The sequence below is a fragment of the Pseudochrobactrum lubricantis genome, assembly GCF_041929865.1.
GTDB lineage: Bacteria > Pseudomonadota > Alphaproteobacteria > Rhizobiales > Rhizobiaceae > Pseudochrobactrum > Pseudochrobactrum saccharolyticum.
This window is the reverse complement of the sequence record NZ_JBHEEE010000002.1, coordinates 176,238-200,080: the sequence shown is the minus strand read 5'-3', so window position 1 is coordinate 200,080 and position 23,843 is coordinate 176,238. Positions and strand designations below refer to the sequence as shown.

The window sequence follows — 23,843 nt, the reverse complement described above, 5'->3', positions numbered from 1 at the left end:
TTTAAGCCAGCCACTTGTCATAATCAGACACCAACAAATGCAGTGGCTGGACATCATCTTCCACATCAGAGAACCGGCCGATCGGTTCACGGAAGATGTTATCCGTCAGATCATCATTGACGGTTGAAACCTCGCCGATCAGCACATCTCCGCCCTCGCCCCAGAAAGCATGCCAGTTACCGGGCATCAGGGTCACGCTCTCACCCGGATCAAGCTTCAGTAAACCTCCGGCAGACAGCCGCTTGATGCGCCCGTCACAGGCAACAACCACGTCGCTTTTATCGTCAATCGAGCCATCCGGATTGGAATTGAACATTTCCAGCACCAGTTTGGCACCGCCGCGATTGATAATATCCTCAGCTTTCACCACATGGCGATGCATCGGCGACAGCTGGTTCTCGCGCGAGATCATGATCTTTTCCGCATAAAGCATACCGGTGCCTTTTTGCAGATCTTCGGCCTGTCCGTTGCGCACGGTAAACAGGAACAGTCCCATTTCATCGAAACGCCCCTGCCCGTAATCAGTAATATCCCAGCCGAGACGCGCATTGCGGATTGCTGCACTGTCATCACTCACACGGGTGCGCATTTCCTCCGGCGACCAATAGGCAAAAGGCGGCATGACAAAACCGAAAGACCGGATAAAGCGGTCACTTTCACGGATAATTTCATTAATTTCCGAGCGTTTCATAAATATCTCCTCCAGCGGTCATCCGTTTGATACGGGTCTTGTCTGCGCAACAGAAAAGCACGGCCTGCCCCGTCTGACCAGTCCCTTTTCGGTTACAAAATATTGCCGCCGATAAATTTCCGGATGCGGCGGTTTGGCGTGTCGTCTTTACGCGAAGCCCATGTCGTTTTCGTATGCGCGTCCGCCATATTTCAATGGTTGAATACGGATAATCAGAGCAGATTTTTTGAGAAATATTCTGAGACTTAACTCTTGTCGTCAATCTTAATACCCATACGGGATCAGGCTTTTTCATGTCGCACATAAGCCACTCCGGCAGCGACATATTTTAAAGTCCGGCACCCCCGATGAACAACGCTATGCGAGGCATATTATGGACGTCCGCAATCAGATGCTGAGTGACTTGTTGGGGCGCGACCCGAATTTCAGTCTCGGACAGAAATTCTACACAGATCCCGACTTTTACAAGCTCGATCTTGAACATATCTGGTACCGTGAATGGGTTTTTGTCGGCCATGATTGTGAACTGCCGAAAGCAGGCAGCTATATCACTGTGCAGATCGGTGATTATCCGGTGATTGTCGTGCGTGACAGTCAGGGCGGCATCCGCGCTTTTCACAATACCTGCCGCCATCGCGGCTCGCGTATCTGCACGGCAGAAAAAGGCACCGCTGCCCGTCTCGTCTGCCCATATCATCAGTGGACTTATGATCTGGATGGTAAGTTATTATTTGCCCGTCAGGTCGGGCCGGATTTCAAACCGGCAGATTTCGGCCTGAAAACCGTGCATTGCGAAACGGTCGCCGGTTACATTTATATCTGTGTCGCGGATGAAGCACCGGATTTCAACGCTTTCCGCGCAACGGTTGAGCCTTATCTGGCTCCGCACCAGATTAAAGATGCCAAGATCGCCTTTGAAAGCACGATCATTGAAAAAGGCAACTGGAAGCTGGTCTGGGAAAACAACCGCGAATGCTACCATTGCGCCGCCAACCATCCGGAACTGTGCCGCACCTATCCTGAAGCTCCAAGCGCCACCGGCGTACAGGGCATGATGGAGGATGAGGAGACCAACCAGCTCTGGAAGCGCTGCGAGGATACCGGCCTGCCTGCCAAATTCAATATGTCTGAGAACGGCCAGTATCGTATTGCCCGCATTCCGCTGTTGCGCGATGCCGACAGCTATACAATGTCCGGCAAGCCCGCTGTGGCGAAAAGCCTGAGCTCTGAAGTCAGGGCTTCCAAAATCGGCGCGATGCTGCTGTTCAACTATCCGTCCACATGGAACCATGTGATGATCGATCATGCAATTTCTTTCCGCGTGCTGCCGATCAGCGCCGAGGAAACCATGGTCACCACCAAATGGATGGTCAATAAAGATGCGGTTGAAGGCGTTGATTACAATCTCGATGAGCTGACCCATGTCTGGATCGAGACCAATGATCAGGATCGCCGGATTGTGGAAGAAAATGCCCGCGGCATCCGCTCACCGGCCTATCAGCCGGGGCCTTATTCCGTGGAGCATGAAGGCGGCGTCATGCAATTCATTGAATGGTACGCCAATTTCATCACCCCGCGTCTGCAAGGTGAAGTTGCAAAACTCAGCCGCGTGGCCTGATACTCAACGCAATATCCCGGAGCGCAACACAGCGCTCCGGACAATATCATGACAGGCAGGTTCACTATGAACCCACCTCAAGCCCCCTTCAGGTGAAGAGCAGCACGAATGAAATATCTTGATGAAATGCTGCCGTGGAACGACAGGCTTCAGGTTCTGGAATGTGATGCGGCGATTGAAGAAGCGCCGGACGTGATGACTTTCTCGTTCCGCACGCCGGAGAATAATAACTGGTTCCGCTATATGCCGGGTCAGTTCATCACGATTGAGATACCGGCGGCACCGGAACCGGTCATGCGTACCTATACGCTGTCTTCCACGCCGTCGCGCCCCTATTCTGTGTCGATCACCATTAAGGCACAGGCAGGCAGTATCGGCACCCGCTGGATGCTGGATAATATGCGTCCGGGCATGCAGCTCAAAGCTTTCGGCCCTGCCGGTGACTTCTCGCTCGTTTCGCATCCGGGCAAAAAATACCTGTTCATCTCTGCCGGTTCCGGCATCACGCCGATGATGTCGATGACGCGTTTTCTTTATGATACGCAACCGGCCAGCGATGTGGTTTTTCTCAATTGCGCCCGCTCACCGGATGAAATCATTTTCCGCAAAGAGCTGGAACTGCTTGCCAGCCGCATGGATAATCTGCGTCTGCAGCTGGTTGTCGAGCGCTCCATCGCCCGCAATGTCTGGAGCGGCGTTCATGGCCGTATCAGCCATAGTATTATCGATATTTCTGCGCCGGATTTCAAAGACCGCACAGTTTTCTGCTGTGGCCCTGAGCCGTTTATGCGCGCTGTACGTGACATGCTTGAAGCCAACGGTTTCAACATGGATAATTATCATCAGGAAAGTTTTCAACCGGCCTCGGAAGCACCCGCTATACCGGTACCTGCCGCGCTTGAAGCCGCAGCCGGTGATGCAGAGACAGAAGCGCCGAGCGTTATTTTCACATTATCCGGCATGGAAGTGCAGTGCAGCCCGACCGATACTGTGTTGCTGGCAGCGCGTAACGGCGGATTGAAAATACCAAGCGCCTGCGAGTTTGGTGTCTGTGGTACGTGTAAAGTCAAATGCCTCAGCGGCGAAACCGTCATGAATCATAATGGCGGTATCCGCGATGATGAAATTGAAGAAGGTTATATTCTTGCGTGCTGCTCGCATCCTTTGGGTCGGGTGGAAATCGAAGCCTGATCCTCTTGACCTTTCCGCGTGCTTTCGTCACTGATCGCTCTCGGACGTGACGCAGCGGGAGAATGGGATGCCACAACACGATCAGAAAAACTCCGCCTTTATTGTGATTGATATTCAGAATGATTTTTGCCCCGGAGGCGCGCTGGCTGTAGCCGGCGGGGACAGTATCGTTGCAGGCATCAATCAGGAGATTGAGCACTTTGACCATGTCATCCTGACACAGGACTGGCATCCCGCAGGTCATTCCAGCTTCGCTTCGACCCATGAAGGCCGCGAGCCTTATGAAATGGTAACAATGTCCTATGGCAAACAGACTTTGTGGCCGGATCATTGCGTACAGGGAACCCATGGCGCGGAGTTTCATAAAGACCTGCAATGGACAAAAGCCGAGCTGGTGATCCGCAAAGGCTATCGTAAAGCTATCGACAGCTATTCCGCTTTCTTCGAAAATGACCACATGACCCCGACTGGTCTTGGCGGCTATTTGCGCGAGCGCGGCATTAAACATGTAACACTCGCAGGTCTGGCCACTGATTTCTGTGTGGCCTATTCAGCACTGGATGCGGCAGCACAAGGTTTCAAAGTCACCGTATTGCCGGATTTAAGCCGTGCCATTGATATTGGCGGTTCGCTGCAAACCATGATGAGCCAGATGCGCAATGCGGGCGTAGCGTTCCGTTAAAACTGCATTCTCCCTGCAATCAACAAGGCAGCGCTCGACGGCTGCCTTTTTTGCTTTATATAGACGCCTTTATCCTCCTACCCGTTTTCCGGAACAGAAAGCCTCACCGTGATTGAGAAAAAAGACGTTGTAATTATCGGTGCAGGCGCAGCCGGAATGATGTGTGCAATCCGTGCCGGTCAGCGCGGACGCTCGGTCGTACTGATTGACCATGCGAAATCCCCTGGTGACAAAATCCGTATTTCCGGCGGAGGCCGCTGCAACTTCACCAATATTCATGCAACGGCAAAAAACTATCTGTCCGCCAATCCGCATTTTTGCAAATCCGCGCTGGCACGCTTCACGCCGCAGGATTTCATCGCCATGGTCGATAGCTACGGCATCAGCTGGCATGAAAAAACATTGGGGCAGCTGTTCTGTGACCATAGCGCCAAAGACATTATCAATATGCTGCGCACGGAAATGCAGCAGGCCAATGTGCGGCTTGACCTCAACACCACAGTTTCGGACATCAGCAAAACCACAGACGGTTTTTTGATCACAACAAGCTATGGCAAAATCGAAGCGCAATCGCTGATCATTGCCACGGGCGGCAAATCCATTCCCAAAATGGGAGCCACTGGCTTTGCCTATCAGATTGCCGGTCAGTTTGGTCACAGCCTGATTGAACCCCGCCCCGGCCTTGTGCCTTTGACGCTGGAGCCTAATCTGCTGGAACAACTCAGCCCGCTTTCAGGGATAGCCGTCGATGCCGAACTTAAACATGGCAAAACCCGATTCCGCGAAGCACTGCTTTTCACCCATCGCGGTATGAGCGGCCCTGCGATTCTACAGATTTCATCCTATTGGCGCGAGGGCGATGAGGTCGTTTTGACCATTGAACCGGACTTTGACTTCCTCAGATTGTTAAAAAATGCACGAAAAACGAATGGCAAACAATCTGTCCAGACTGCCCTTGCAGAAAAGCTGCCCCGCCGTTTAGCCCAGTTTTTCACGGAAAAGACACAATTGAACAAGCCTCTGGCTGATTTGTCCGACAAGATCTTAACAAATCTTGTTGCCGCAATTCAGGATTGGCATATCAAACCGGCAGGTTCCGAAGGATATCGCACGGCGGAAGTTACACTCGGCGGTATCAGCACTGATGAGCTCGACTCAAAGACCATGGAATCCAAAAAGGTACAAGGTCTTTATTTCATTGGAGAATGTGTGGATGTAACCGGCTGGCTTGGCGGATTTAACTTCCAATGGGCATGGGCATCGGGCCACAGCGCAGGTCAGGCCGCATAATATTTACGTGACAAATCACACGTTTTCGTGAGCGGCGCGCACATTTACATTATGGCGGAAAAGTGTCAATGCGATCACATTTACTTCAAGTCGATAAGAACTTGCTGTTGCATATTTGTGACAGACATTTCCGAGGGTATATTTTATGTTTCTAACGAAATCTAAAAGGAGTTCATCACATGAAATATACAACTCTGGCAGCTGCTCTGCTTCTCTCCTCCACAAGCGCTTTCGCAGCTGATGCTATCGTTTACAACGAACCAGCCCCTGCTGTTGTAGCTGACACTTTCTCCTGGACAGGCGGCTATATCGGTCTTAACGCCGGTTATGCAGGCGGCAAGAACAAGTTCAACGGTTACGACAACTTCGCAGTATCCGCTAAAGACAATGCAAGCGGCTTCCTCGGCGGTATTCAGGCCGGTTACAACTGGCAGTTCGACCAGACCATCGTTGGTATCGAAACTGACTTCCAGGGCGGCAACCTGAAATCCGATGCTGAAGTAACTTACGGCGCGACCACATACGGTGCAGAAGCCAAAATCAACTGGTTCGGCACAACCCGCGTTCGTCTCGGTTACACACCGGTTGACCGCTTCATGGTTTACGCAACAGGTGGTGTTGCTTACGGTAAAATCAAAGCTTCTGCTTTTGATGGCGCAACAAGCTTCTCCCAGTCCGACACTAAAGTTGGTTACACTGTAGGTGCCGGTGCAGAATACGCTGTTACAAACAACGTAACTCTGAAGACCGAATACCTCTACACCGACCTCGGCAAGCTGAAACTGGATGATGTTAACGGCGTTCGCTTCGGTGAAGTTAAGGCTCCGTTCCACACAGTACGCGTTGGTGTGAACTACAAGTTCTAATCCATACTGGCGAACTAAAAAGAAAGCCCCGCATTGCGGGGCTTTTTTTATTTCTGAGCAGCCAACTCAAACCGGCAGCAAAGACACCGTCACAAAAGGTCTTGCAATTCCCTGCCAGTGGTCAGCCCGTATTCTTTATCACCATACCCATATTATAATCCCCCGCACCTACCCCTCGGCATGGTTTATGCTTATCTATACATCAGCACTATGATGTATAGGGAGAGATATGAATAAGTCCTGTTTCGCAATTCTTCTGGCTTGCAGCCTGTTTCCGTCTTCACTTCATGCCGCCCCTATCGGCGAAGTGATTGCCGAAATGGCAGGTAAATGCTGGAAATTGCCGGAGAAAATTGACTATCAAAAAGCATCAGCCATTTTTGAAGTCACTTATAATGCGGATGGTGAGTTATTGGAGATCATCACTGTCGAATATCGCCCTGTGCGGGAAGCGGGCAAAGTCTTTGCTCTCAGTGCACAACAGGCACTTCTGGATTGCGCCAATAAAACCGATGTTAAATCCAGAACAATACGGGTGGTCATGAATTACACCGCGCCAAGATCCAATGAGCCCCTGATTATGAAAAGGTCTCTGCGGTAAGATCAGCGCAAATTTTCCGAACACAAAGCCTATATCAGTAAGCCGAGTTCTTTTTGCTTTTTCTTTGACAGTCCCTGCGCAACAAGATGGTAAGATTGCAGGATATAATCCTTCAGCTCATCGTCACTGAGACCCGGCTCCGCATAATGCTGTATCCACTTCATGCCGCGTGAGGCAAGATATGGCGCAGGGCGCAATCCCGGCTGCTCTTGCAGCATTTCAAATGCAATATGGCTGACTTTGAAACTGAAACTCGGCTGGTCATTATGCCAGCCGCCAATGACAAAAACCTTGCCGCCGACTTTCCAGACATGTGAACCACCCCATTGAACAACATAAGTTGTTGCCGGCAAGCTGCTGCAAAAGGCATTATATTCGTCATAAGTCATAGCTACCCACCACATCAAAAACGATCAGCACAGAGCAGAGATAATATCTTACTGTTTTTAAACACCAAGATGTTAAACTACGCACTCCCGTCCTTTTCACCATTTAAGAAGCATCCGACATTTATGGCCAGTGAATTATCAAACCTAGAATCCGCAACAAAATATCTTTCCCCTACCGACAAAGACCGTTTCTTCAAAATTAAGCGCGACATGGAAGCATCCGGCGCTTCACGAAAAAGCATTGAGGAACGCTTACGCGCCTTTCTATGGGATGTTGTTGAATCCGACGATGATGATGAAAACGAGGACGACGCGCTTTAAGCAAAAGCCGTCTCCATGAAACCAGTTATGAACTCGGCTGCAACTCTTATAATATTGGCTTTGCTGCACGGAAGCAGCAAAGCTCTCGGGAAGGTTGTTTCGGGAACAGATATCTCTGAAATACTAATCAGCTTCACCGGAACCATATTTATCGGCACTGCCGTAACATGGGCTGTGGTCTGGATTGTTTTAAGATTGCTCCAGAAGCAGGAACTCACAATCACAGTGACCAACTGGATTTTAGCTGCAGCAACAATCACCAGCTTTGCGCTGGCAATGATGCGCATATAATAACGCTAACAAATCCAAGTGAGGATGGTGGGCCCGGAGGGACTCGAACCCCCAACCAAGCGGTTATGAGCCGCCGGCTCTGACCAATTGAGCTACAGGCCCACGCAATCCCGATCTACCTGAATCGAAACATGATCGCAAGACTAACTCGCTTATCAGCCAAAACATTATCAATCAGTGTTTAAAGACATACCGGATATTGACGACGACGCATCATATCATTCTGTAAAACAAGATATTTCCGTAATTTTAGCGCCAAAAGCTGTCTTCTCATCCGCATAAAAAATCAGGCTGCGAATCTGTTCGATTCACAGCCTGACAGGAAATCAATTCAACCGGTCAATGCCGGATTAGCGCAAGATCGGGCAACCACGCGCTTTACCGAAGAGCACGCTCACCGGACGGCCATGGCGATAACCGGAGACGCGGATCGTTGAGCGGTTGCTATGCACACGCATCCCGCGAATGCCCATACGCGATGCTTTGGAGACCGCATTGCGCGGTGTGCAGGCATAGCGGTTCGGACGATATTGCGGACGGTTATAATGGCCATGACGATGGTTCACCTGCACCACCGGCGCACCGGTTGTCGCCACACCACTGACGGTGAGCGATACTGCAGGCGATGCGGCCTGTGCCGATGCACCCGCCGAGAAAACACCGGCAAGACCAATCAGGCCGGAAACAATTGCTGCCTTCATTGAGAAACCCGACATATTGTCCTCCTTGGATAATTCTTTGCTTGTTGCGATATCCAATATTTAGCAGGCTATTTCTGAATGCAGCAGCAATCAATCATTCATTTGCAGTTCATCTGATCACTTTTTATCAGGCAATGTGACCGGTCATATGTTTCAGATATGCCTCTTCATCCGGCAGATCATGATCATAAGCAGTGATCTTGCCACGCACGGAAATACCGGCCTCATGCACTGTTTCTTTGGAGCCGGAAACAAGCGGATGCCACCACTCCAGATCCCTGCCCTCAGACACACGACGATAACCACAGGTTTCCGGCAACCAGCGCACGGTCTCAATGATTTCCGGTGTCAGAAATACGCAATCCGGCACGGTTTTTCTGCGGTTCGGATAATCCGAGCACTGACAGCTTGTGCCGTCCAGCAAAGTACAGGCAACACTGGTGCCGTAAATCTCGTCTGTATCGTCATCCTGCAATTTATGCAGGCAGCACTGGCCGCAGCCATCACAAAGGCTTTCCCACTCCTGCTTGTTCAGCTCACGCAATGTTTTGGTTTGCCAGAATGGTTTCTTCATAACGCCCTCACCTTCCTGCAGCATTTTAGCAAATTTACTGCGGCCGGATAAATCAATTTCAAAATAAAAGGCCCGGTAAACCGGGCCTTATGTCTCGTCAATTTCGCCTCGGTTTAACGAAATAAATTGTCGCCCTGCTCATCAATAATCTGACGGGCTTTGATGAGGGTAATATTTACCGCATCATCCATGGTTGCGAAACGATCCGCGCGGATGAATTTATGTTCTTTCATCTCGCCAGCGATTTCCTTACGGATCAGGCCGCAGGTCTGAAACTGTCCGGCTTCGGCAAACGGCGTTGCCAGAATGACAAAACCTTTATGCTCACTGCTGACCGGCTCAGCCTGAGCCTTGCTGTCTGCAGCTTCAGAACCACCAAACCCAAAAAGGCGTTTAAGAAAAGACATTCTATCCCCTAGAGCATTTCGCAGTTAAATGGGATCATTTAACGTCCGCGACAATGCGACAGTTAAAAGAATTTAGAGTGAGCCCAGCGGCTAGTATTAAACACGACACGCTCTAAAAAATGCCGCCACCACAGGGATGACGGCACTTTCTTATGCTTATTAGCTATCCAGGAACGAGCGCAGCTTGCGCGAACGGCTCGGATGCTTGAGCTTACGCAGTGCTTTCGCCTCGATCTGACGGATGCGCTCACGGGTAACCGAGAACTGCTGACCGACTTCTTCCAGCGTGTGGTCGGTGTTCATACCGATACCGAAACGCATACGCAGAACACGTTCTTCACGTGGGGTCAGCGATGCCAGAACGCGGGTCGTGGTATCACGCAGGTTTGCCTGAATGGCCGCATCAATCGGCAGCAGCGCATTCTTATCTTCAATGAAGTCGCCCAGATGTGAATCTTCTTCATCACCAACCGGCGTTTCAAGGGAGATAGGCTCCTTGGCGATTTTCAACACCTTACGCACTTTTTCCAAAGGCATAGCCAGCTTTTCAGCCAGTTCTTCCGGTGTCGGTTCACGGCCGATTTCATGCAGCATCTGGCGCGAGGTACGAACGATCTTGTTGATCGTTTCGATCATATGCACCGGAATACGGATGGTACGTGCCTGATCCGCGATAGAACGGGTAATCGCCTGCCTGATCCACCATGTCGCATAGGTCGAGAACTTATAACCACGGCGATATTCGAACTTATCAACCGCCTTCATCAGGCCGATATTGCCTTCCTGAATAAGATCAAGGAACTGCAAACCACGGTTGGTATATTTCTTGGCGATGGAAATCACGAGACGCAGGTTTGCTTCAACCATTTCCTTCTTGGCAATGGTTGCTTCGCGCTCGCCCTTCTGCACCTGATTAACGATGCGGCGGAATTCACCGATCGAAATCGCGGTTTCAGTGGCCAGATTCTGAATTTCCGAACGCAGATTATCAATGCCGCGTTTTTCCTTGGCAACAAAATCCTTCCAGCCGCGGGCTGTCAGGGTTGCAAGTCGGTCAGTCCAGTTCGGGTCAAGTTCATTGCCCTGATATTCTTTGAGGAATTCTTCACGGCGCACGCCGAAAGATTCCGCAAGACGCAGGAGCTTACCTTCGTTCTGAACGAGACGCTTGTTAATGTCGTAGAGCTGCTCAACCAGCGATTCAATACGGTTCTGGTTCAGCGACAGCGACTTAACGGCCTTAATCAGCTGATCTTTCAGTTCCTTGTAGCGGCGCTCCTGAGAGGTCGACAATTCACCGGCAGCAGCCAGACGGCCTTCCACCTGCTGATCCTGCAATTTGCGCAGTTTCTTATAGGTATCAGCGATCAGATCGAGGGTTTCCATGACCTGAGGACGCAATTCGGCTTCCATCGCAGCAAGCGACAGATTGGCCTCATCGTCTTCATCCTCGTCATATTCTTCCTGAATTTCACCGCCGACATTGGTGATATCATCGTCATCGCGTGAACGACGGCCACCCTTGTCATCACCGCGCGCAGGCTGTTCTTCCACACGCTCGATCACCGGTGCCTGTTTAGCTTCAGGACCCGCATAAGTGGTTTCAAGATCAATGATTTCGCGCAGCAAAATCTGCTGGTCGTTCAGCGCTTCACGCCAAATAATCAGAGCCTGGAATGTCAGCGGGCTTTCGCAAAGCCCTGCAATCATGGTTTCGCGGCCAGCTTCAATACGCTTGGCAATCGCGATTTCACCTTCACGCGACAGGAGTTCAACCGAACCCATTTCGCGCAGATACATACGCACCGGATCATCGGTACGGTCTGTCGGCTCTTTTTTGGTGGTCGTTGTCGCCAGCGCGGTACCGCCGGCTTCTACCAGATCACCGCCGCTTTCTTCGCTGTCATCGTCGCGCTCTTCTGCGTCGGCATCCTGCTCGTCATCTTCAACAACATTGATGCCCATATCGGACAACATCGACATTGTATCTTCGATCTGCTCGGATGTGACTTCCTCAGAAGGCAGCACGGCATTCAGCTCGTCCATCGTGACATAGCCACGCTTCTTGGCGAGCTTAATCATCTTCTTGACAGCGTCGTCCGAAAGGTCGAGAAGCGGCCCATCGGTCGCGCCATCGCGCTCGACTTCAGCTTCTTCGTTTTCCTTTGCCTTCGTTGCCATATATTTATCTCCAGACGATCGGTTTGTTTTGTCCATCGGGCAGAATGAACAACAAAACAAACGATTCGCGTTATGCCCCATGACTATCGATAGTATCGGCAATAGCGCTTTCGCGTTAAAACCGGATTAACCGTGCTGATTACCGGCTGCGGCAATTAAAACAACGGTTTGCAAATTTCATATTTACAGAGCCTTCTCAGCCCCGTATTGACCTCATACCGGTCATAAAATCCGGTAATGACATTGTTCAGATGCTGTGTATTATCGCCTTTCAGCGACGGACAAACTCTCACCGATACAATTAAAGAATGCGACTCATATGATTCGCATGGAAAAAGCGAATCATTTATGCAGATTCGCGACAGAGTGACGCCGGTTAAGCACCGAACAATGCAGTTCTGAGCAGTTTTTGTTCAAATTATCTCTGTTTGGCGACCTTATTCACGTATCTGCTTATCCTCAGAAACCGCCGGGCGGGCGTCCTGAAGACTGACCGAAACCTTCAATAAGCGCTTCGGTTGCATCAGCCTTGCGAATTTCGCTCTGAATATCAATCAAACGCGCAAAAACCTCGGCTGACGCTTCAGTGGAAAGAGCTTCTTCTACGGCTCTTAGTTCCTTATGTAGTGTCCGTGCGCGCAGATGCAAGTGCATCGCCTGTTTGAGGGCTTCGCGGGCATCATCTTCGGCTGCCAGCAGCGTTGCAGGCCACAGACGCGCACGGCGTACCACCAGTTCCAGCTCATCCAGCAATTCAGAAAAACCGTTTTCATTGAGGATTTTACGCATCATCTTACCGTCTTCGGCAAGATGGCTGGCCATCACATCCAGAACCGCGGCATGAAGCGCCGTCAGCCCCGCATGGGTCAGTTCCAGTGTAGCTACAACCTCAAAATTCTCATCAATCAGCGCCGGATGATTAATCAGCGTCAGAACGATCGTCGCCTCGCGCAGACTTGGTGCGGATGAACCGCCCTTCACAATCGCGGAACGGGTCAGACTGTCAGAAGCCTTGGTTGAGGCCGCATTGCCAAAGCCACCACCGAAACCGCTACCTTTGCCGCGCTGCGGCTGGAAATTACCCTTACCGCCGAAGCCACCTGCCTGCTTACCGGCATTCTGCCGCCCCCATTTAGGGCCGAAGAAGCTTTGCGATTTCTCACGCATATGCTGGCTGTAATAATGTTTGACGCTCTCGTCCTTGATACGCGCCACATGGGTGCGCATCCGTGCATCAAGTTCAGCACGGCGCTCCGGCGTTTCAAAATTCCCGCCCGCAGTTTCCCGCATCCACAGCATTTCCGCCAGCGGCTTGGCATCCTGCAACACGACACGAAATGCGGAAGCACCCTGCTCCTTGACCAGATCGTCAGGATCCTTGCCCTCAGGCAACAGAGCAAAAGCCAGCGATTTGCCCGGTTGCAAATTCGGCAAACCGGTATCCACCGCACGATAGGCAGCACGAAGACCTGCCTGATCGCCGTCAAAGCACAAAACCGGCTCGGGGCTGATCCGCCAGAGCAAAGCCATCTGCTCCTCGGTCAGTGCCGTGCCAAGCGGTGCCACAACCTCGTTGAAACCGGCCTGCGCCAGTGCGATCACATCCATATAACCTTCAACGGCAATGACCGGTTTGGCTTCTTCGCCATTTTGCGCCTGACAGGCACGGCGCGCGCGTACCATATTGTAGAGCACGCGACCTTTATGAAACAGTTCGGTTTCCGGTGAATTGAGATATTTCGCAGGTGCATCCGGTGACATTGCACGTCCGCCAAAAGCGATCACGCGATTGCGGCTGTCGGTAATCGGAAACATAATGCGGTCGCGGAAACGGTCATAAGACACCGCAATGCCTTCACCATGCACAACCATGCCGCAGGCTTCGATCTGCTCACGGGTTGCACCTTTAGAGGCCAGATATTCCTTGAGAATATTACGCCCTTCCGGCGCATAACCGATACGGAATTCAGCCTGCGTCTGCGCATTTAAGCCACGATCACGCAAATAAGAGCGGGCTTTGGCACCAACGGATGCCTGTAACTGATCTTCAAAAAATGCTGCGGCCAGTTCCATCACATCATAGAGCGTGCCGCGCTTTTCTTCGCGTCTCTGCTGCTCGGCATCCATAACCGGCATCGGCACACCGGCCATATCGGCGATCCGTGCGACAGCCTCGGGAAAGTTCAGGCCTTCAAGCTCGGTCAGAAAACGGAAATGATCGCCCGTCACACCACAGCCGAAACAATGATAGCGGCCTTTGCGATCCTCACAGTGAAAGCTCGGGCTTTTTTCGCCATGAAAAGGACAGCACGCCCAGAAATCCCCCTTGGACGCATTGGTTTTCTTGCGATCAAAACTCACGCGTGTCCCGATCACAGACGATATCGGAACGCGGTCGCGGATTTCATCAAGGAAGGACGGGGGGAAACGCATGCGCCTTTAAATTCTCTCTCAGTTCTCTTGCCAGAACAATACTGGCTTCGGGGGACATCAGACTTGTCCCCTCACCTTAATAGCACGGAATACAGAAAAACACGCCTCAACAACGCATCTTTCCCCGATACTCACATACCCGCTCCTGTGCAAGTGCAGCCTCTCCTATAAGCGGGTAGCACAGTTGTCATAATTATCGCTTATCATCTTATACAACGGGACAGCAATATTATCCTTCAGCACCTGAAAATGCAGGATTTTGATTTAGTCGGCTAACTGTCATAAATTTGTCATAAAAACTTTAAATACCATCTGTTAGAGGTAAAATCCCTCTTCCAAATTAAGCATAATGTGCCTAGATTGATTAGCCAGTGCATGATTTTCGCACTGCATTTTTATCCGTCCTGAACATTCCGCGAAATCACTGCAGCAATGTTGTGCATGCGCGAACAGGAACGGAGCATCCGGAGACAATCCGGGGAACCACAAAGGATGAGCTAATCATCCGGTAATAAAAAAGGAATACGCATTTGAATGGTTCAGTCGTCCTCCTGCATCTTGCAGGAGCAGTCGCGTTGCTCTTATGGGCAACCCGTATGGTTCGGGCAGGCGTTGAAAGCGCCTATGGCGACCGGTTACGCCGACGACTGCGCAAATATATGCAAAAACCGCTTCTGGCGGTCAGCTTCGGTGTTTTGCTGGCTGTATCCCTACAAAGCTCCACGGCCGTCACTTTGCTGGTCGGCTCTTTTGTCGGCGCAGGCTTTGTCAGCGGTGTGGCAGGCCTTATGGCCGTGCGCGGCGGCGAGCTCGGCTCTGCCCTTGTGGTTAAAATCCTGAGCTATGACCTGACTTTGCTGGTGCCTTTGGCGCTTGTGGCAGGCACATTCATTTCCATGTCTTCCGAGCGTTTGTTCTGGCGGCAGAATGGTAAGATTCTGGTCGGTATCGGTCTGCTTATTCTCTCGCTTGAACTCACAGGTGAAGCGACAACGCCATTGCGCGACAGTCAGCTGCTGCCGGTGATTGTCAATTATCTGGCGAGCGATCCGGTTACCACCTATCTGCTTGCAGCGCTGATGACATGGCTGTTCCATTCATCAATTGCCGCAATCATCTTGCTCACGTCTTTCGCCTCACGCGGCCTCATTCAGCCGGATCTGGCGGTGGTGATGGTGCTTGGCGTCAATCTTGGCTCTTCTATCATTGCCCCCCTGCTCACACGCAATGCCCCGCCGGAAACCCGCGTGGTACCGCTCGGCAATCTGCTGATGCGCGGCGCAGGCTCTCTCGTTATCCTGATCCTGTTTCTGTCCTTTAAGCCGCCGGTCGAGTTTCTCGGCTCCGATCCTGTCAGTCAGGTTGTGAATGCGCATATCCTGTTCAATACGATTATTCTGATTGCAGGCATTCCGCTGTCAGGACTTGTGCTGCGCGCTACAGAAGCACTGGTCAATCTTAAAGCCAAACCGGAAGCACCGGCAGAAACTGTTTTCACACAGGAAATCAGCGCGCTGGATATGAGTGTCATCAACTCCCCGCCGCTTGCCCTCGGCAATGCAACGCGTGAAGTTGTACGCACCTGTGAAACCGTTGACGTGATGCTGCGACGGATTATGGATCTTTATGAAAAGCCGGATCAGGTCGGCATTAATGAACTGGCAAAACTGGATGATCGTCTGGATGCACGTCATGCTGCCATCAAGCTTTATCTGGCGAAACTGGCGACCAAAAACCTGAGCGAAGATGAAGCTCTGCGCACGCAGGAACTACTCGGTGCCTGCGTTAAACTGGAACAGGTCGGCGATATTATTGTGCGCAATATGCTTGCCCATGTGCAGAAGAAGATGGATCGTAAGCTGGAGTTCACAGAAGAAGGCTGGGACGAACTGACCGAATTCCACGCTATGGTCGTTTCCAATGCGCATCTGGCCTTCAACGTATTGGTGTCACGCGACAGCTATACGGCGCGCCAGCTCGTGCATGAAAAAGACCATCTGCGCGATATGGAGAAACGCACCAGCGAAATGCATTTCCAGCGCCTGCGTGAAGGAACTGTGCGCAGTGTCGAGACCAGTTCGATCCATCTGGATACGATCCGCGATCTCAAGCAGATCAACTCTCTGCTGGCTTCAATGGCCTATCCGGTACTGGAAGAAAAAGGCATGCTCGGCGGCACCCGCCTGAAAACAGTAACGGAAAGCTGAAACAAAAAAGCCCGCGTTAATCGCGGGCTTTTTCTTTATTCTTAATTATTCAGGATCAGCTACCGAGCAGTTCTTTCAGCACACCGCTGGCCTTGGCGAAATCCATCTGGCCGGTATAACGTTCTTTAAGAACCGCCATTACCTTACCCATATCGCGCAGGCCTTCCGCACCGACTTCGGCAATGGCAGCGGCGCTGTTGGCGCGAATTTCTTCATCGCTCAGCTGCTGAGGCAGAAATTCTCTGATGATCTCGATTTCAGCGCGTTCATTTTCAGCCAGTTCAATACGATTGCCTTCTTCGTACATTTTGGCGGATTCTTCACGCTGCTTGATCATCTTGGCAAGAATTGCCAGAATCTCATCATCCGATACAGGGTCTTTGCCTGCGCCGCGATTGGCAATGTCGCGATCCTTCAGAGCAGCCATAATCAGGCGCAGCGTTGAAGCACGCATTTTTTCATGGGCTTTCATAGCCGTTGTCAGAGCTTGCGAAATTTCCTGACGCAGCATTTCTTATCTCCTTGGCAGGACAGCATTATATATTCGTATCCGGCCTGTTAAATTTATAAAATCCGGTCAGAGCAAGGCGCGGTCAGTTGTCTTTTTATAAACACGCGCATGATGCAAATTTTACAGAAATCAGAGTATGCGCACAAAACAGAATAAAGGCGATACGCTCCTGAATGCAATAAAGCTGGCCGGAATAAGCAAATCAAAGGCCTTATAGCGCAATTTGCAGTCTTGGCAAAACCATCAGCTTATTTTCTTCGCGCAACCTCATTATGCCTCCGCATTATGCAAGCAGAAACCGGCTTTTTCTGGCTGTCTTGATAAGCCCAAAGTACTGACCGCGTACTGGTCGCCGCTTTTCCCGCGAAAATATCCGTCACAGCAATTGACCGCAGGGCAAGATTTCTTTACATTATTAATCTTAGCAGAAGATTTTTTTCATTCTCGCGACGGAGCTCATTGTATCCGGCGCGTTTTTGCACATCTGGTGTTTATCATACCGGGTTGCATCTGCACATATAACACATAGTTGCCGTTCAGATGGCCGACCACAAAGCCGGTTCCGGACGCGACATGCCCCACAGCACAGCGCGCAATTTTGATCAGGAGTGCCTCAATGACCGAAACCACACCCAAAACCGCACCCTGGACGACTTCCAAGCCAACAGCTGTTCTTGTTTTGGCGGATGGCACAGTGATCGAAGGCAAAGGTGTCGGCGCAGTCGGCGCGATTGAAGCGGAAGTCTGCTTCAACACCTCCCTCACCGGTTATCAGGAAGTTCTGACCGATCCGTCCTATGCAGGCCAGATCGTAACTTTCACATTCCCGCATATCGGCAATGTCGGCACCAATGAAGAAGACAGCGAGCGCCTAAATCCGGCCAGCCGCTCCGGCGCAGTCGGCACAATTATCAAGGCTGATATTACTGCCCCTTCAAACTACCGCGCCACTCAGGATTTCGACAAGTGGCTGAAGCAGCACGGCATTATCGGCCTCAGCAATGTTGATACACGCGCACTGACCGCCCTGATCCGTGAAAAAGGCGCAGCCAATGCCGTGATCGCTCACGATCCGAGCGGCAATTTCGACATTCCGGCTCTGAAAAAACGCGCGGCAGCATGGGCTGGTCTCGTAGACCTCGACCTCGCCAAAGATGTTACTTCCGGTCAGTCTTCCGTATGGACAGAAAAATCATGGGTCTGGAATGAAGGCTATGGCAGTCAGACAGAAGAACAGTTCCATGTCGTTGCGGTTGACTATGGTATCAAACGTAACATTCTACGTCTGTTTGCAGATCTCGGCGGCAAGGTAACGGTTGTTCCGGCGACAGCAAGCGCTGAAGATATTCTGGCGCACAATCCGGACGGCGTATTCCTGTCCAACGGCCCTGGCGATCCGGCGGCCACCGGTGAATATGCAGTACCAACCATTAAAAAACTGATTGAAACTGACATTCCGCTGTTTGGTATCTGCCTCGGCCACCAGATGCTGGCACTGGCAACAGGCGGCAAGACAGTTAAGATGCATCAGGGTCATCACGGCGGCAACCATCCGGTAAAAGATCACACAACCGGTAAAGTTGAAATCGTATCGATGAACCACGGCTTTGCAGTGGATGCGGACAGCCTGCCTTCAGGCGTGGAAGAAACTCACATCTCGCTGTTTGACGGTACAAATTGCGGATTGCGGATTATCGGCAAGCCGGTCTTCTCGGTACAGCACCATCCGGAAGCTTCTCCGGGTCCTGAAGACTCGTTCTACCTGTTCCGCCGCTTTATCAACCTGATCCGCGCACGCAAAGGTCAGGAACCTCTGCCGGAACGCGAAGCGGCCTGAGCTTAAAAGGGCGCGAAGCGGCCTGAGATAAATACTCATAGACAAAATAAAAGGCCGGTGATTTTCACCGGCCTTTTTTATTATTTTACTATCAAGCTCGAGGTCATATTCGGGATGATGACGTGGCGAAAATGGTGTTTTTTGAGAACCGGAACGGAGCGTACCCTGCATAATCCTTTCATCGGCTGATGAAAGATAAGATTATGCAGCCTTAAAGATCACGGCAACCTTTGCACGTCCTATTGGACGTGCGGTGCCGTGTGTACGTGAGTACCGGAAGCACAGGAAGACGCTATTTGCAGACCGTCAGCACCCGAATATATTAAATGGGGTTGTTGAAAGTATCACAAGCATCAACCCGTCCCGTATCGAAGCCGCGCTTGAACCATTTGGCACGCTGTTCAGAGGTACCGTGGTTGAAGCTTTCCGGCACGACATAGCCCTGCGAACGCTTCTGCAAAGTATCGTCACCGATCTGATGGGCGGCGTTCAGAGCTTCTTCGAGATCACCCTGCTCCAGCAGGCCTTTCTGCTCGGTGAATTTACCCCAGACACCGGCAAAGCAATCGGCCTGCAATTCCACGCGCACGGACATGGCATTGGACTGCGCTTCACTCATGCTTTGACGCATCTGGTTAAATTTCGGCAGAATACCGAGCAGGTTCTGCACATGATGACCAACTTCATGCGACAGCACATAGGCATGTGCAAAATCACCGGAAGCGCCGAAACGCTTGTCCAGTTCACGGTAGAAACTCAGATCGATATAAACTTTCTGGTCGCCCGGACAGTAGAAAGGTCCCGAGGCAGCAGAAGCAAAACCGCAGGCGGATCTTACCTGACCGTCAAACAGCACCAGAACCGGCTTTTTATAGGTCTGACCGGCAGACTGGAAAATACCGCTCCAGACTTCTTCTGTTTCTTTCAGGACAACACGACTGAAACTGGCCGCTTCATCATCGGCACGCGGCGTGGAAGCACCAATATTGGAAGAACCGCCGGACGTCTGCGTGCTCTGGATGGAGCCGTCACCGAACAGGATAGGCAGCGGATTAATACCGGCCATCCATAAAACAAGTGCCATCACACCCAGAATAAGAATGCCGGAAAGACCGCCGCCGCGCACAACACGGAAACCTGGCCCTCCGAGTCCGCCACCGCCTCTCAGACCACCTCCGCCATTCCCACGACGATCCTCAACATTGTCACTCTCTTCGCGACCTTGCCAGCGCATCAGCGCTCTCCTTATTTTACATAATTCTTTGGCAGCTATAATAAAACGGAAATGCTCTGCCCGCTACTCTGCCCGCGGTCTATTTAGCAAAGATAAAACACAGGACATTTCAAAACAGGCTGACAACCGGTCAAATTTCAATAAGAATTGTTATAAACGCATATTTTCTCCCAAATAACGTATTTAAGGGGTTACTTTCCGCAAATTGATTACCTATAAGACACGCTTAGCCCAGACGCATCATATAGCCTCTGAACCCGACGGTCATACCGTTCGGGCTTTTGTCGCAGAGCCGAATAAGCGCTAAACACAGGATGAGACCATGCCAAAACGCACAGACATCAAATCGATTCTGATTATCGGAGCGGGACCAATTGTTATCGGTCAGGCATGTGAATTTGACTATTCAGGCACACAGGCCTGTAAAGCCCTGAAAGAAGAAGGGTACCGGATCATTCTGGTGAATTCCAATCCGGCCACGATCATGACAGACCCTGATCTGGCGGATGCTACATATATTGAGCCGATCACACCGGAAGTGGTTGCCAAGATCATCGCCAAAGAGCGCCCTGATGCGCTGCTGCCAACCATGGGCGGCCAGACAGCGCTAAACACCGCGCTGTCGCTGAAGCGCATGGGCGTGCTTGACCGCTACAATGTGGAAATGATCGGCGCTGATGCCAAAGCCATTGATAAAGCCGAAGACCGCGCATTGTTCCGCGAAGCCATGGCTAAAATTGGCCTCGAAACACCAAAGTCCATGCTGGCCAATGCCACGGACGTTAAAGACGAAGACCGCAAAGCCCATAAGATCAAACGCGAAAAGCTGAAAGCCAAGCTCTCCGGCGACGATCTCGACAAAGCACTCGACAAGCTGGAAACCGAATGGCAGCTCGGCGAAACCGACCGCAAGCAGCGCTACATGACCCATGCTATGGGTCTGGCAGCACAGGCGCTCGATCATGTTGGTCTGCCTGCCATTATCCGCCCGAGCTTTACACTCGGCGGCACCGGCGGCGGTATTGCCTATAACCGCTCGGAATTTTTTGAAATCGTAGAAGGCGGTCTCGATGCATCGCCAACCACCGAAGTACTGATTGAAGAATCCGTGCTCGGCTGGAAAGAATATGAAATGGAAGTTGTGCGCGACAAAGCGGACAACTGCATCATCATCTGCTCGATCGAAAATATCGACCCGATGGGCGTTCATACCGGCGACAGTATCACTGTTGCCCCTGCCCTGACGCTGACTGATAAAGAATATCAGATCATGCGCGATGCCTCGATCGCAGTGCTGCGTGAAATCGGCGTTGAAACCGGCGGCTCAAACGTACAGTTCGCGGTTAATCCTGAAAACGGTCGCCTGATCGTTATTGAAATGAACCCACGTGTGTCCCGCTCGTCAGCACTGGCATCCAAAGCAACCGGCTTCCCGATTGCTAAAGTGGCTGCCAAGCTGGCTGTCGGCTACACCATGGATGAGCTGGAAAACGATATTACCGGCGGTGCAACACCGGCTTCGTTTGAACCAAGCATTGACTATGTTGTCACTAAAATCCCGCGTTTCGCTTTCGAGAAATTCCCGGGCGCCAACAATGTTCTGACCACCGCGATGAAATCGGTCGGTGAAGTGATGGCTATCGGCCGTACCTTCCAGGAAAGCCTGCAGAAAGCTCTGCGTGGTCTGGAAACAGGCCTGACCGGTCTTGATGAAATCGCAATCCCGAATATTGAAGACGGCGATGAAAAAGGCGCAATCCGCGCAGCTATCGGCACACCGACACCGGATCGTCTGCGTATGGTTGCACAGGCCATGCGCCTCGGCATGCCGCTTGATGAAATTCATGCAGCCTGCAAGATCGATCCTTGGTTCCTTGAACAGATGGCCGAGATCGTTGCGACTGAAGATCGTGTCCGTGAACACGGTCTGCCGCAGGATGCGGAAAATATGCGCTATCTGAAAGCCATGGGCTTCTCAGACAGCCGCCTTGCAAGCCTGATCCGCAAAGATGCCAAGGATGTTGCCAAACATCGTGCAGAACTGAGCGTGCATCCGATTTTCAAGCGCATTGATACCTGCGCTGCGGAATTCTCTTCGCCAACCGCTTATATGTATTCAACCTATGAAACGCCGTTTGCAGGTGTTGAAGCCTGTGAAGCGGATGTATCCGAGCGCAAAAAGGTTGTGATCCTCGGCGGCGGTCCTAACCGTATCGGTCAGGGCATCGAGTTTGACTATTGCTGCTGCCATGCCGCTTTCGCGCTGAGCGATGCCGGTTATGAAGCGATCATGATCAACTGTAATCCGGAAACGGTTTCCACGGATTATGACACGTCAGACCGTCTGTATTTCGAACCGCTGACCGATGAAGATGTGATCGAAATTCTGCGTAAAGAGCAGGAAAAAGGCACTCTGCACGGCGTAATCGTACAGTTCGGCGGTCAGACCCCGCTGAAACTCGCCAATGCACTGGAAAAAGCCAATATTCCAATCCTCGGCACCTCACCGGATGCGATCGATCTGGCGGAAGACCGTGACCGCTTCCAGAAGCTGCTGATCAAGCTCGGCCTCAACCAGCCGAAAAACGGCATTGCCTATTCCGTTGAACAGGCTCGCCTAATCGCTGCTGACCTCGGCTTCCCGCTGGTGGTTCGCCCGTCTTATGTTCTGGGTGGCCGCGCCATGCAGATCATTCATGATGAGCGTATGCTGCAAAAATATCTGCTGGAAACCGTGCCTGAACTGGTGACCGAAGATATTAAAGCCAAATATCCGAATGATAAAACCGGCCAGATCAACACACTGCTGGGCAAAAACCCGCTGCTGTTTGATACCTATCTGACCGATGCTATCGAAGTGGATGTGGACTGTCTCTGCGACGGCAAAGACGCTTATGTTGCCGGTATCATGGAACATATCGAAGAAGCCGGTATTCACTCCGGTGACTCAGCCTGCTCCCTGCCGGTTCACACTTTGAGCGATGAAATCGTTGCTGAACTTGAACGCCAGACCATTGCCATGGCCAAGGCGCTCAATGTCGGCGGTCTGATGAACGTGCAATATGCGATCAAAGACAATGTGGTCTATGTGCTTGAGGTCAATCCGCGTGCATCGCGTACCGTGCCTTTCGTGGCTAAAACCAACGGCACACCGATTGCCAAGGTTGCAGCACGCATTATGGCCGGTGAAAGCCTCGAACAGGCACTGGCTGCCTATGGCGGCAAGCCTGATGTGAAAGCACAGCGCCACATCGCCGTGAAGGAAGCCGTGTTCCCGTTCGCCCGCTTCCCGGGTGTAGACACCCTGCTCGGACCTGAAATGCGTTCGACCGGTGAAGTCATGGGTCTCGACTATGACTATGCACTGGCCTTTGCAAAATCACAGCTCGGCGCAGGCGTTGATCTGCCACGCGACGGTACAGTATTTGTCTCCGTCCGCGATGAAGACAAAGCACGCATCGTAGCGCCTGTTAAGCGTCTGGCAGACCTCGGCTTTAAAGTTCTGGCAACCGGTGGCACACAGCGCTATCTGGCTGAACAGGGCATCGAAGCCACCAAGGTCAACAAGGTTCTGGAAGGCCGTCCGCATATTGAAGACGCCATCCGCAACCGTCAGGTGCATATTGTCTTCAACACCACAGACAGCGTCAGCGCGGTTTCCGACAGCAAGTCGATCCGCCGTGCGACCCTGATGCACAAACTGCCATATTACACCACACTGGCTGGTGCAGAGGCGGTTTCTGAAGCGATTGCCGCGCTCAAGGCCGGATCACTGGAAGTTCGTCCATTGCAGGATTACTTCAAGAAAGCCTGATAAG

At 51.7% G+C, this 23,843-nt stretch carries 20 protein-coding genes and 1 tRNA gene; 10 read left to right on the top strand and 11 right to left on the bottom strand.

The genetic code is table 11. From position 1 onward, the window contains the following. Position 1: 1 nt before the first annotated feature. Complete coding sequence (locus JNC80_RS05415) at positions 2–691, bottom strand: D-lyxose/D-mannose family sugar isomerase (protein WP_220160007.1); 690 nt, start codon at positions 689–691, stop codon at positions 2–4. Positions 692–1,064: 373 nt separating this feature from the next. Between JNC80_RS05415 and JNC80_RS05410 the strand changes: the two genes are divergently transcribed. The 6 genes from JNC80_RS05410 to JNC80_RS05385 all read left to right on the top strand — a co-directional run bounded on the left by JNC80_RS05410 (position 1,065) and on the right by JNC80_RS05385 (position 6,939). After that, positions 1,065–2,309 carry an aromatic ring-hydroxylating oxygenase subunit alpha gene (locus JNC80_RS05410; RefSeq protein ID WP_075656097.1) on the top strand — a complete coding sequence of 415 codons (1,245 nt, stop codon included), beginning with the start codon at positions 1,065–1,067 and terminating at the stop codon, positions 2,307–2,309. A 108-nt stretch (positions 2,310–2,417) separates the two neighbouring features. Then, on the top strand, positions 2,418–3,500 hold the full coding sequence (locus tag JNC80_RS05405; protein ID WP_075656095.1) for an FAD-binding oxidoreductase: 1,083 nt from the start codon (positions 2,418–2,420) through the stop codon (positions 3,498–3,500). 67 nt (positions 3,501–3,567) lie between these two features. Then, entirely contained in the window at positions 3,568–4,182 is a 615-nt protein-coding gene (gene pncA / locus JNC80_RS05400; protein WP_022710989.1) for a bifunctional nicotinamidase/pyrazinamidase, read from the top strand. A 108-nt stretch (positions 4,183–4,290) separates the two neighbouring features. Next, entirely contained in the window at positions 4,291–5,472 is a 1,182-nt protein-coding gene (locus tag JNC80_RS05395; protein WP_376709718.1) for a BaiN/RdsA family NAD(P)/FAD-dependent oxidoreductase, read from the top strand. Between the two features lie 179 nt (positions 5,473–5,651). Continuing rightward, positions 5,652–6,338 carry an outer membrane protein gene (locus tag JNC80_RS05390; protein ID WP_376709717.1) on the top strand — a complete coding sequence of 229 codons (687 nt, stop codon included), beginning with the start codon at positions 5,652–5,654 and terminating at the stop codon, positions 6,336–6,338. A 229-nt stretch (positions 6,339–6,567) separates the two neighbouring features. Then, a complete protein-coding gene (locus JNC80_RS05385) occupies positions 6,568–6,939 on the top strand; it encodes a hypothetical protein (protein ID WP_306401153.1) in 372 nt (123 codons plus the stop codon). 29 nt (positions 6,940–6,968) lie between these two features. Here the strand turns inward: JNC80_RS05385 and JNC80_RS05380 are convergent, their stop codons facing one another. After that, entirely contained in the window at positions 6,969–7,328 is a 360-nt protein-coding gene (locus JNC80_RS05380) for an MmcQ/YjbR family DNA-binding protein (RefSeq protein ID WP_151159826.1), read from the bottom strand. Positions 7,329–7,451: 123 nt separating this feature from the next. Between JNC80_RS05380 and JNC80_RS05375 the strand changes: the two genes are divergently transcribed. Further along, entirely contained in the window at positions 7,452–7,649 is a 198-nt protein-coding gene (locus JNC80_RS05375) for a hypothetical protein (RefSeq protein WP_221720525.1), read from the top strand. Here JNC80_RS05375 and JNC80_RS05370 read toward each other — a convergent pair. The 7 genes from JNC80_RS05370 to dnaG form a co-directional block, all read right to left on the bottom strand. Further along, the gene (locus tag JNC80_RS05370; RefSeq protein WP_376709716.1) at positions 7,646–7,936 is read right to left on the bottom strand and encodes a hypothetical protein; all 291 of its coding nucleotides are present in this window, start codon (positions 7,934–7,936) and stop codon (positions 7,646–7,648) included. The two genes, JNC80_RS05375 and JNC80_RS05370, sit on opposite strands and share 4 nt — an antisense overlap. Positions 7,937–7,965: 29 nt before the next feature. Beyond that, positions 7,966–8,042, bottom strand: a tRNA-Ile gene (locus tag JNC80_RS05365). 248 nt (positions 8,043–8,290) lie between these two features. Further along, positions 8,291–8,656, bottom strand: a complete 366-nt coding sequence (locus JNC80_RS05360) for a hypothetical protein (RefSeq protein WP_028233645.1) — start codon at positions 8,654–8,656, stop codon at positions 8,291–8,293. 112 nt (positions 8,657–8,768) lie between these two features. Next, entirely contained in the window at positions 8,769–9,215 is a 447-nt protein-coding gene (locus tag JNC80_RS05355; RefSeq protein WP_051139026.1) for a YcgN family cysteine cluster protein, read from the bottom strand. A gap of 113 nt (positions 9,216–9,328) precedes the next feature. After that, positions 9,329–9,622, bottom strand: a complete 294-nt coding sequence (locus JNC80_RS05350; protein ID WP_376709715.1) for an HlyU family transcriptional regulator — start codon at positions 9,620–9,622, stop codon at positions 9,329–9,331. Positions 9,623–9,781: 159 nt separating this feature from the next. Further along, positions 9,782–11,803, bottom strand: coding sequence for an RNA polymerase sigma factor RpoD (rpoD, locus tag JNC80_RS05345; RefSeq protein ID WP_022710979.1), 2,022 nt, complete (start codon positions 11,801–11,803; stop codon positions 9,782–9,784). A 459-nt stretch (positions 11,804–12,262) separates the two neighbouring features. Further along, complete coding sequence (dnaG, locus tag JNC80_RS05340) at positions 12,263–14,236, bottom strand: DNA primase (RefSeq protein WP_022710978.1); 1,974 nt, start codon at positions 14,234–14,236, stop codon at positions 12,263–12,265. 530 nt (positions 14,237–14,766) lie between these two features. On the opposite strand from dnaG, the gene JNC80_RS05335 reads away from it, so the two are divergent. Then, the gene (locus JNC80_RS05335; protein WP_075656065.1) at positions 14,767–16,443 is read left to right on the top strand and encodes a Na/Pi cotransporter family protein; all 1,677 of its coding nucleotides are present in this window, start codon (positions 14,767–14,769) and stop codon (positions 16,441–16,443) included. Between the two features lie 55 nt (positions 16,444–16,498). Here the strand turns inward: JNC80_RS05335 and JNC80_RS05330 are convergent, their stop codons facing one another. Continuing rightward, positions 16,499–16,954: a GatB/YqeY domain-containing protein gene (locus tag JNC80_RS05330; RefSeq protein WP_022710976.1), complete on the bottom strand. Its 456-nt coding sequence runs from the start codon at positions 16,952–16,954 to the stop codon at positions 16,499–16,501. Positions 16,955–17,570: 616 nt separating this feature from the next. Between JNC80_RS05330 and carA the strand changes: the two genes are divergently transcribed. After that, complete coding sequence (carA, locus tag JNC80_RS05325) at positions 17,571–18,791, top strand: glutamine-hydrolyzing carbamoyl-phosphate synthase small subunit (RefSeq protein ID WP_376709714.1); 1,221 nt, start codon at positions 17,571–17,573, stop codon at positions 18,789–18,791. A 322-nt stretch (positions 18,792–19,113) separates the two neighbouring features. Here carA and ypfJ read toward each other — a convergent pair whose 3' ends face one another. Next, positions 19,114–20,025, bottom strand: a complete 912-nt coding sequence (gene ypfJ, locus JNC80_RS05320; RefSeq protein WP_116087806.1) for a KPN_02809 family neutral zinc metallopeptidase — start codon at positions 20,023–20,025, stop codon at positions 19,114–19,116. 322 nt (positions 20,026–20,347) lie between these two features. Between ypfJ and carB the strand changes: the two genes are divergently transcribed. After that, entirely contained in the window at positions 20,348–23,839 is a 3,492-nt protein-coding gene (gene carB, locus JNC80_RS05315) for a carbamoyl-phosphate synthase large subunit (protein WP_376709713.1), read from the top strand. Positions 23,840–23,843 lie beyond the last annotated feature (4 nt).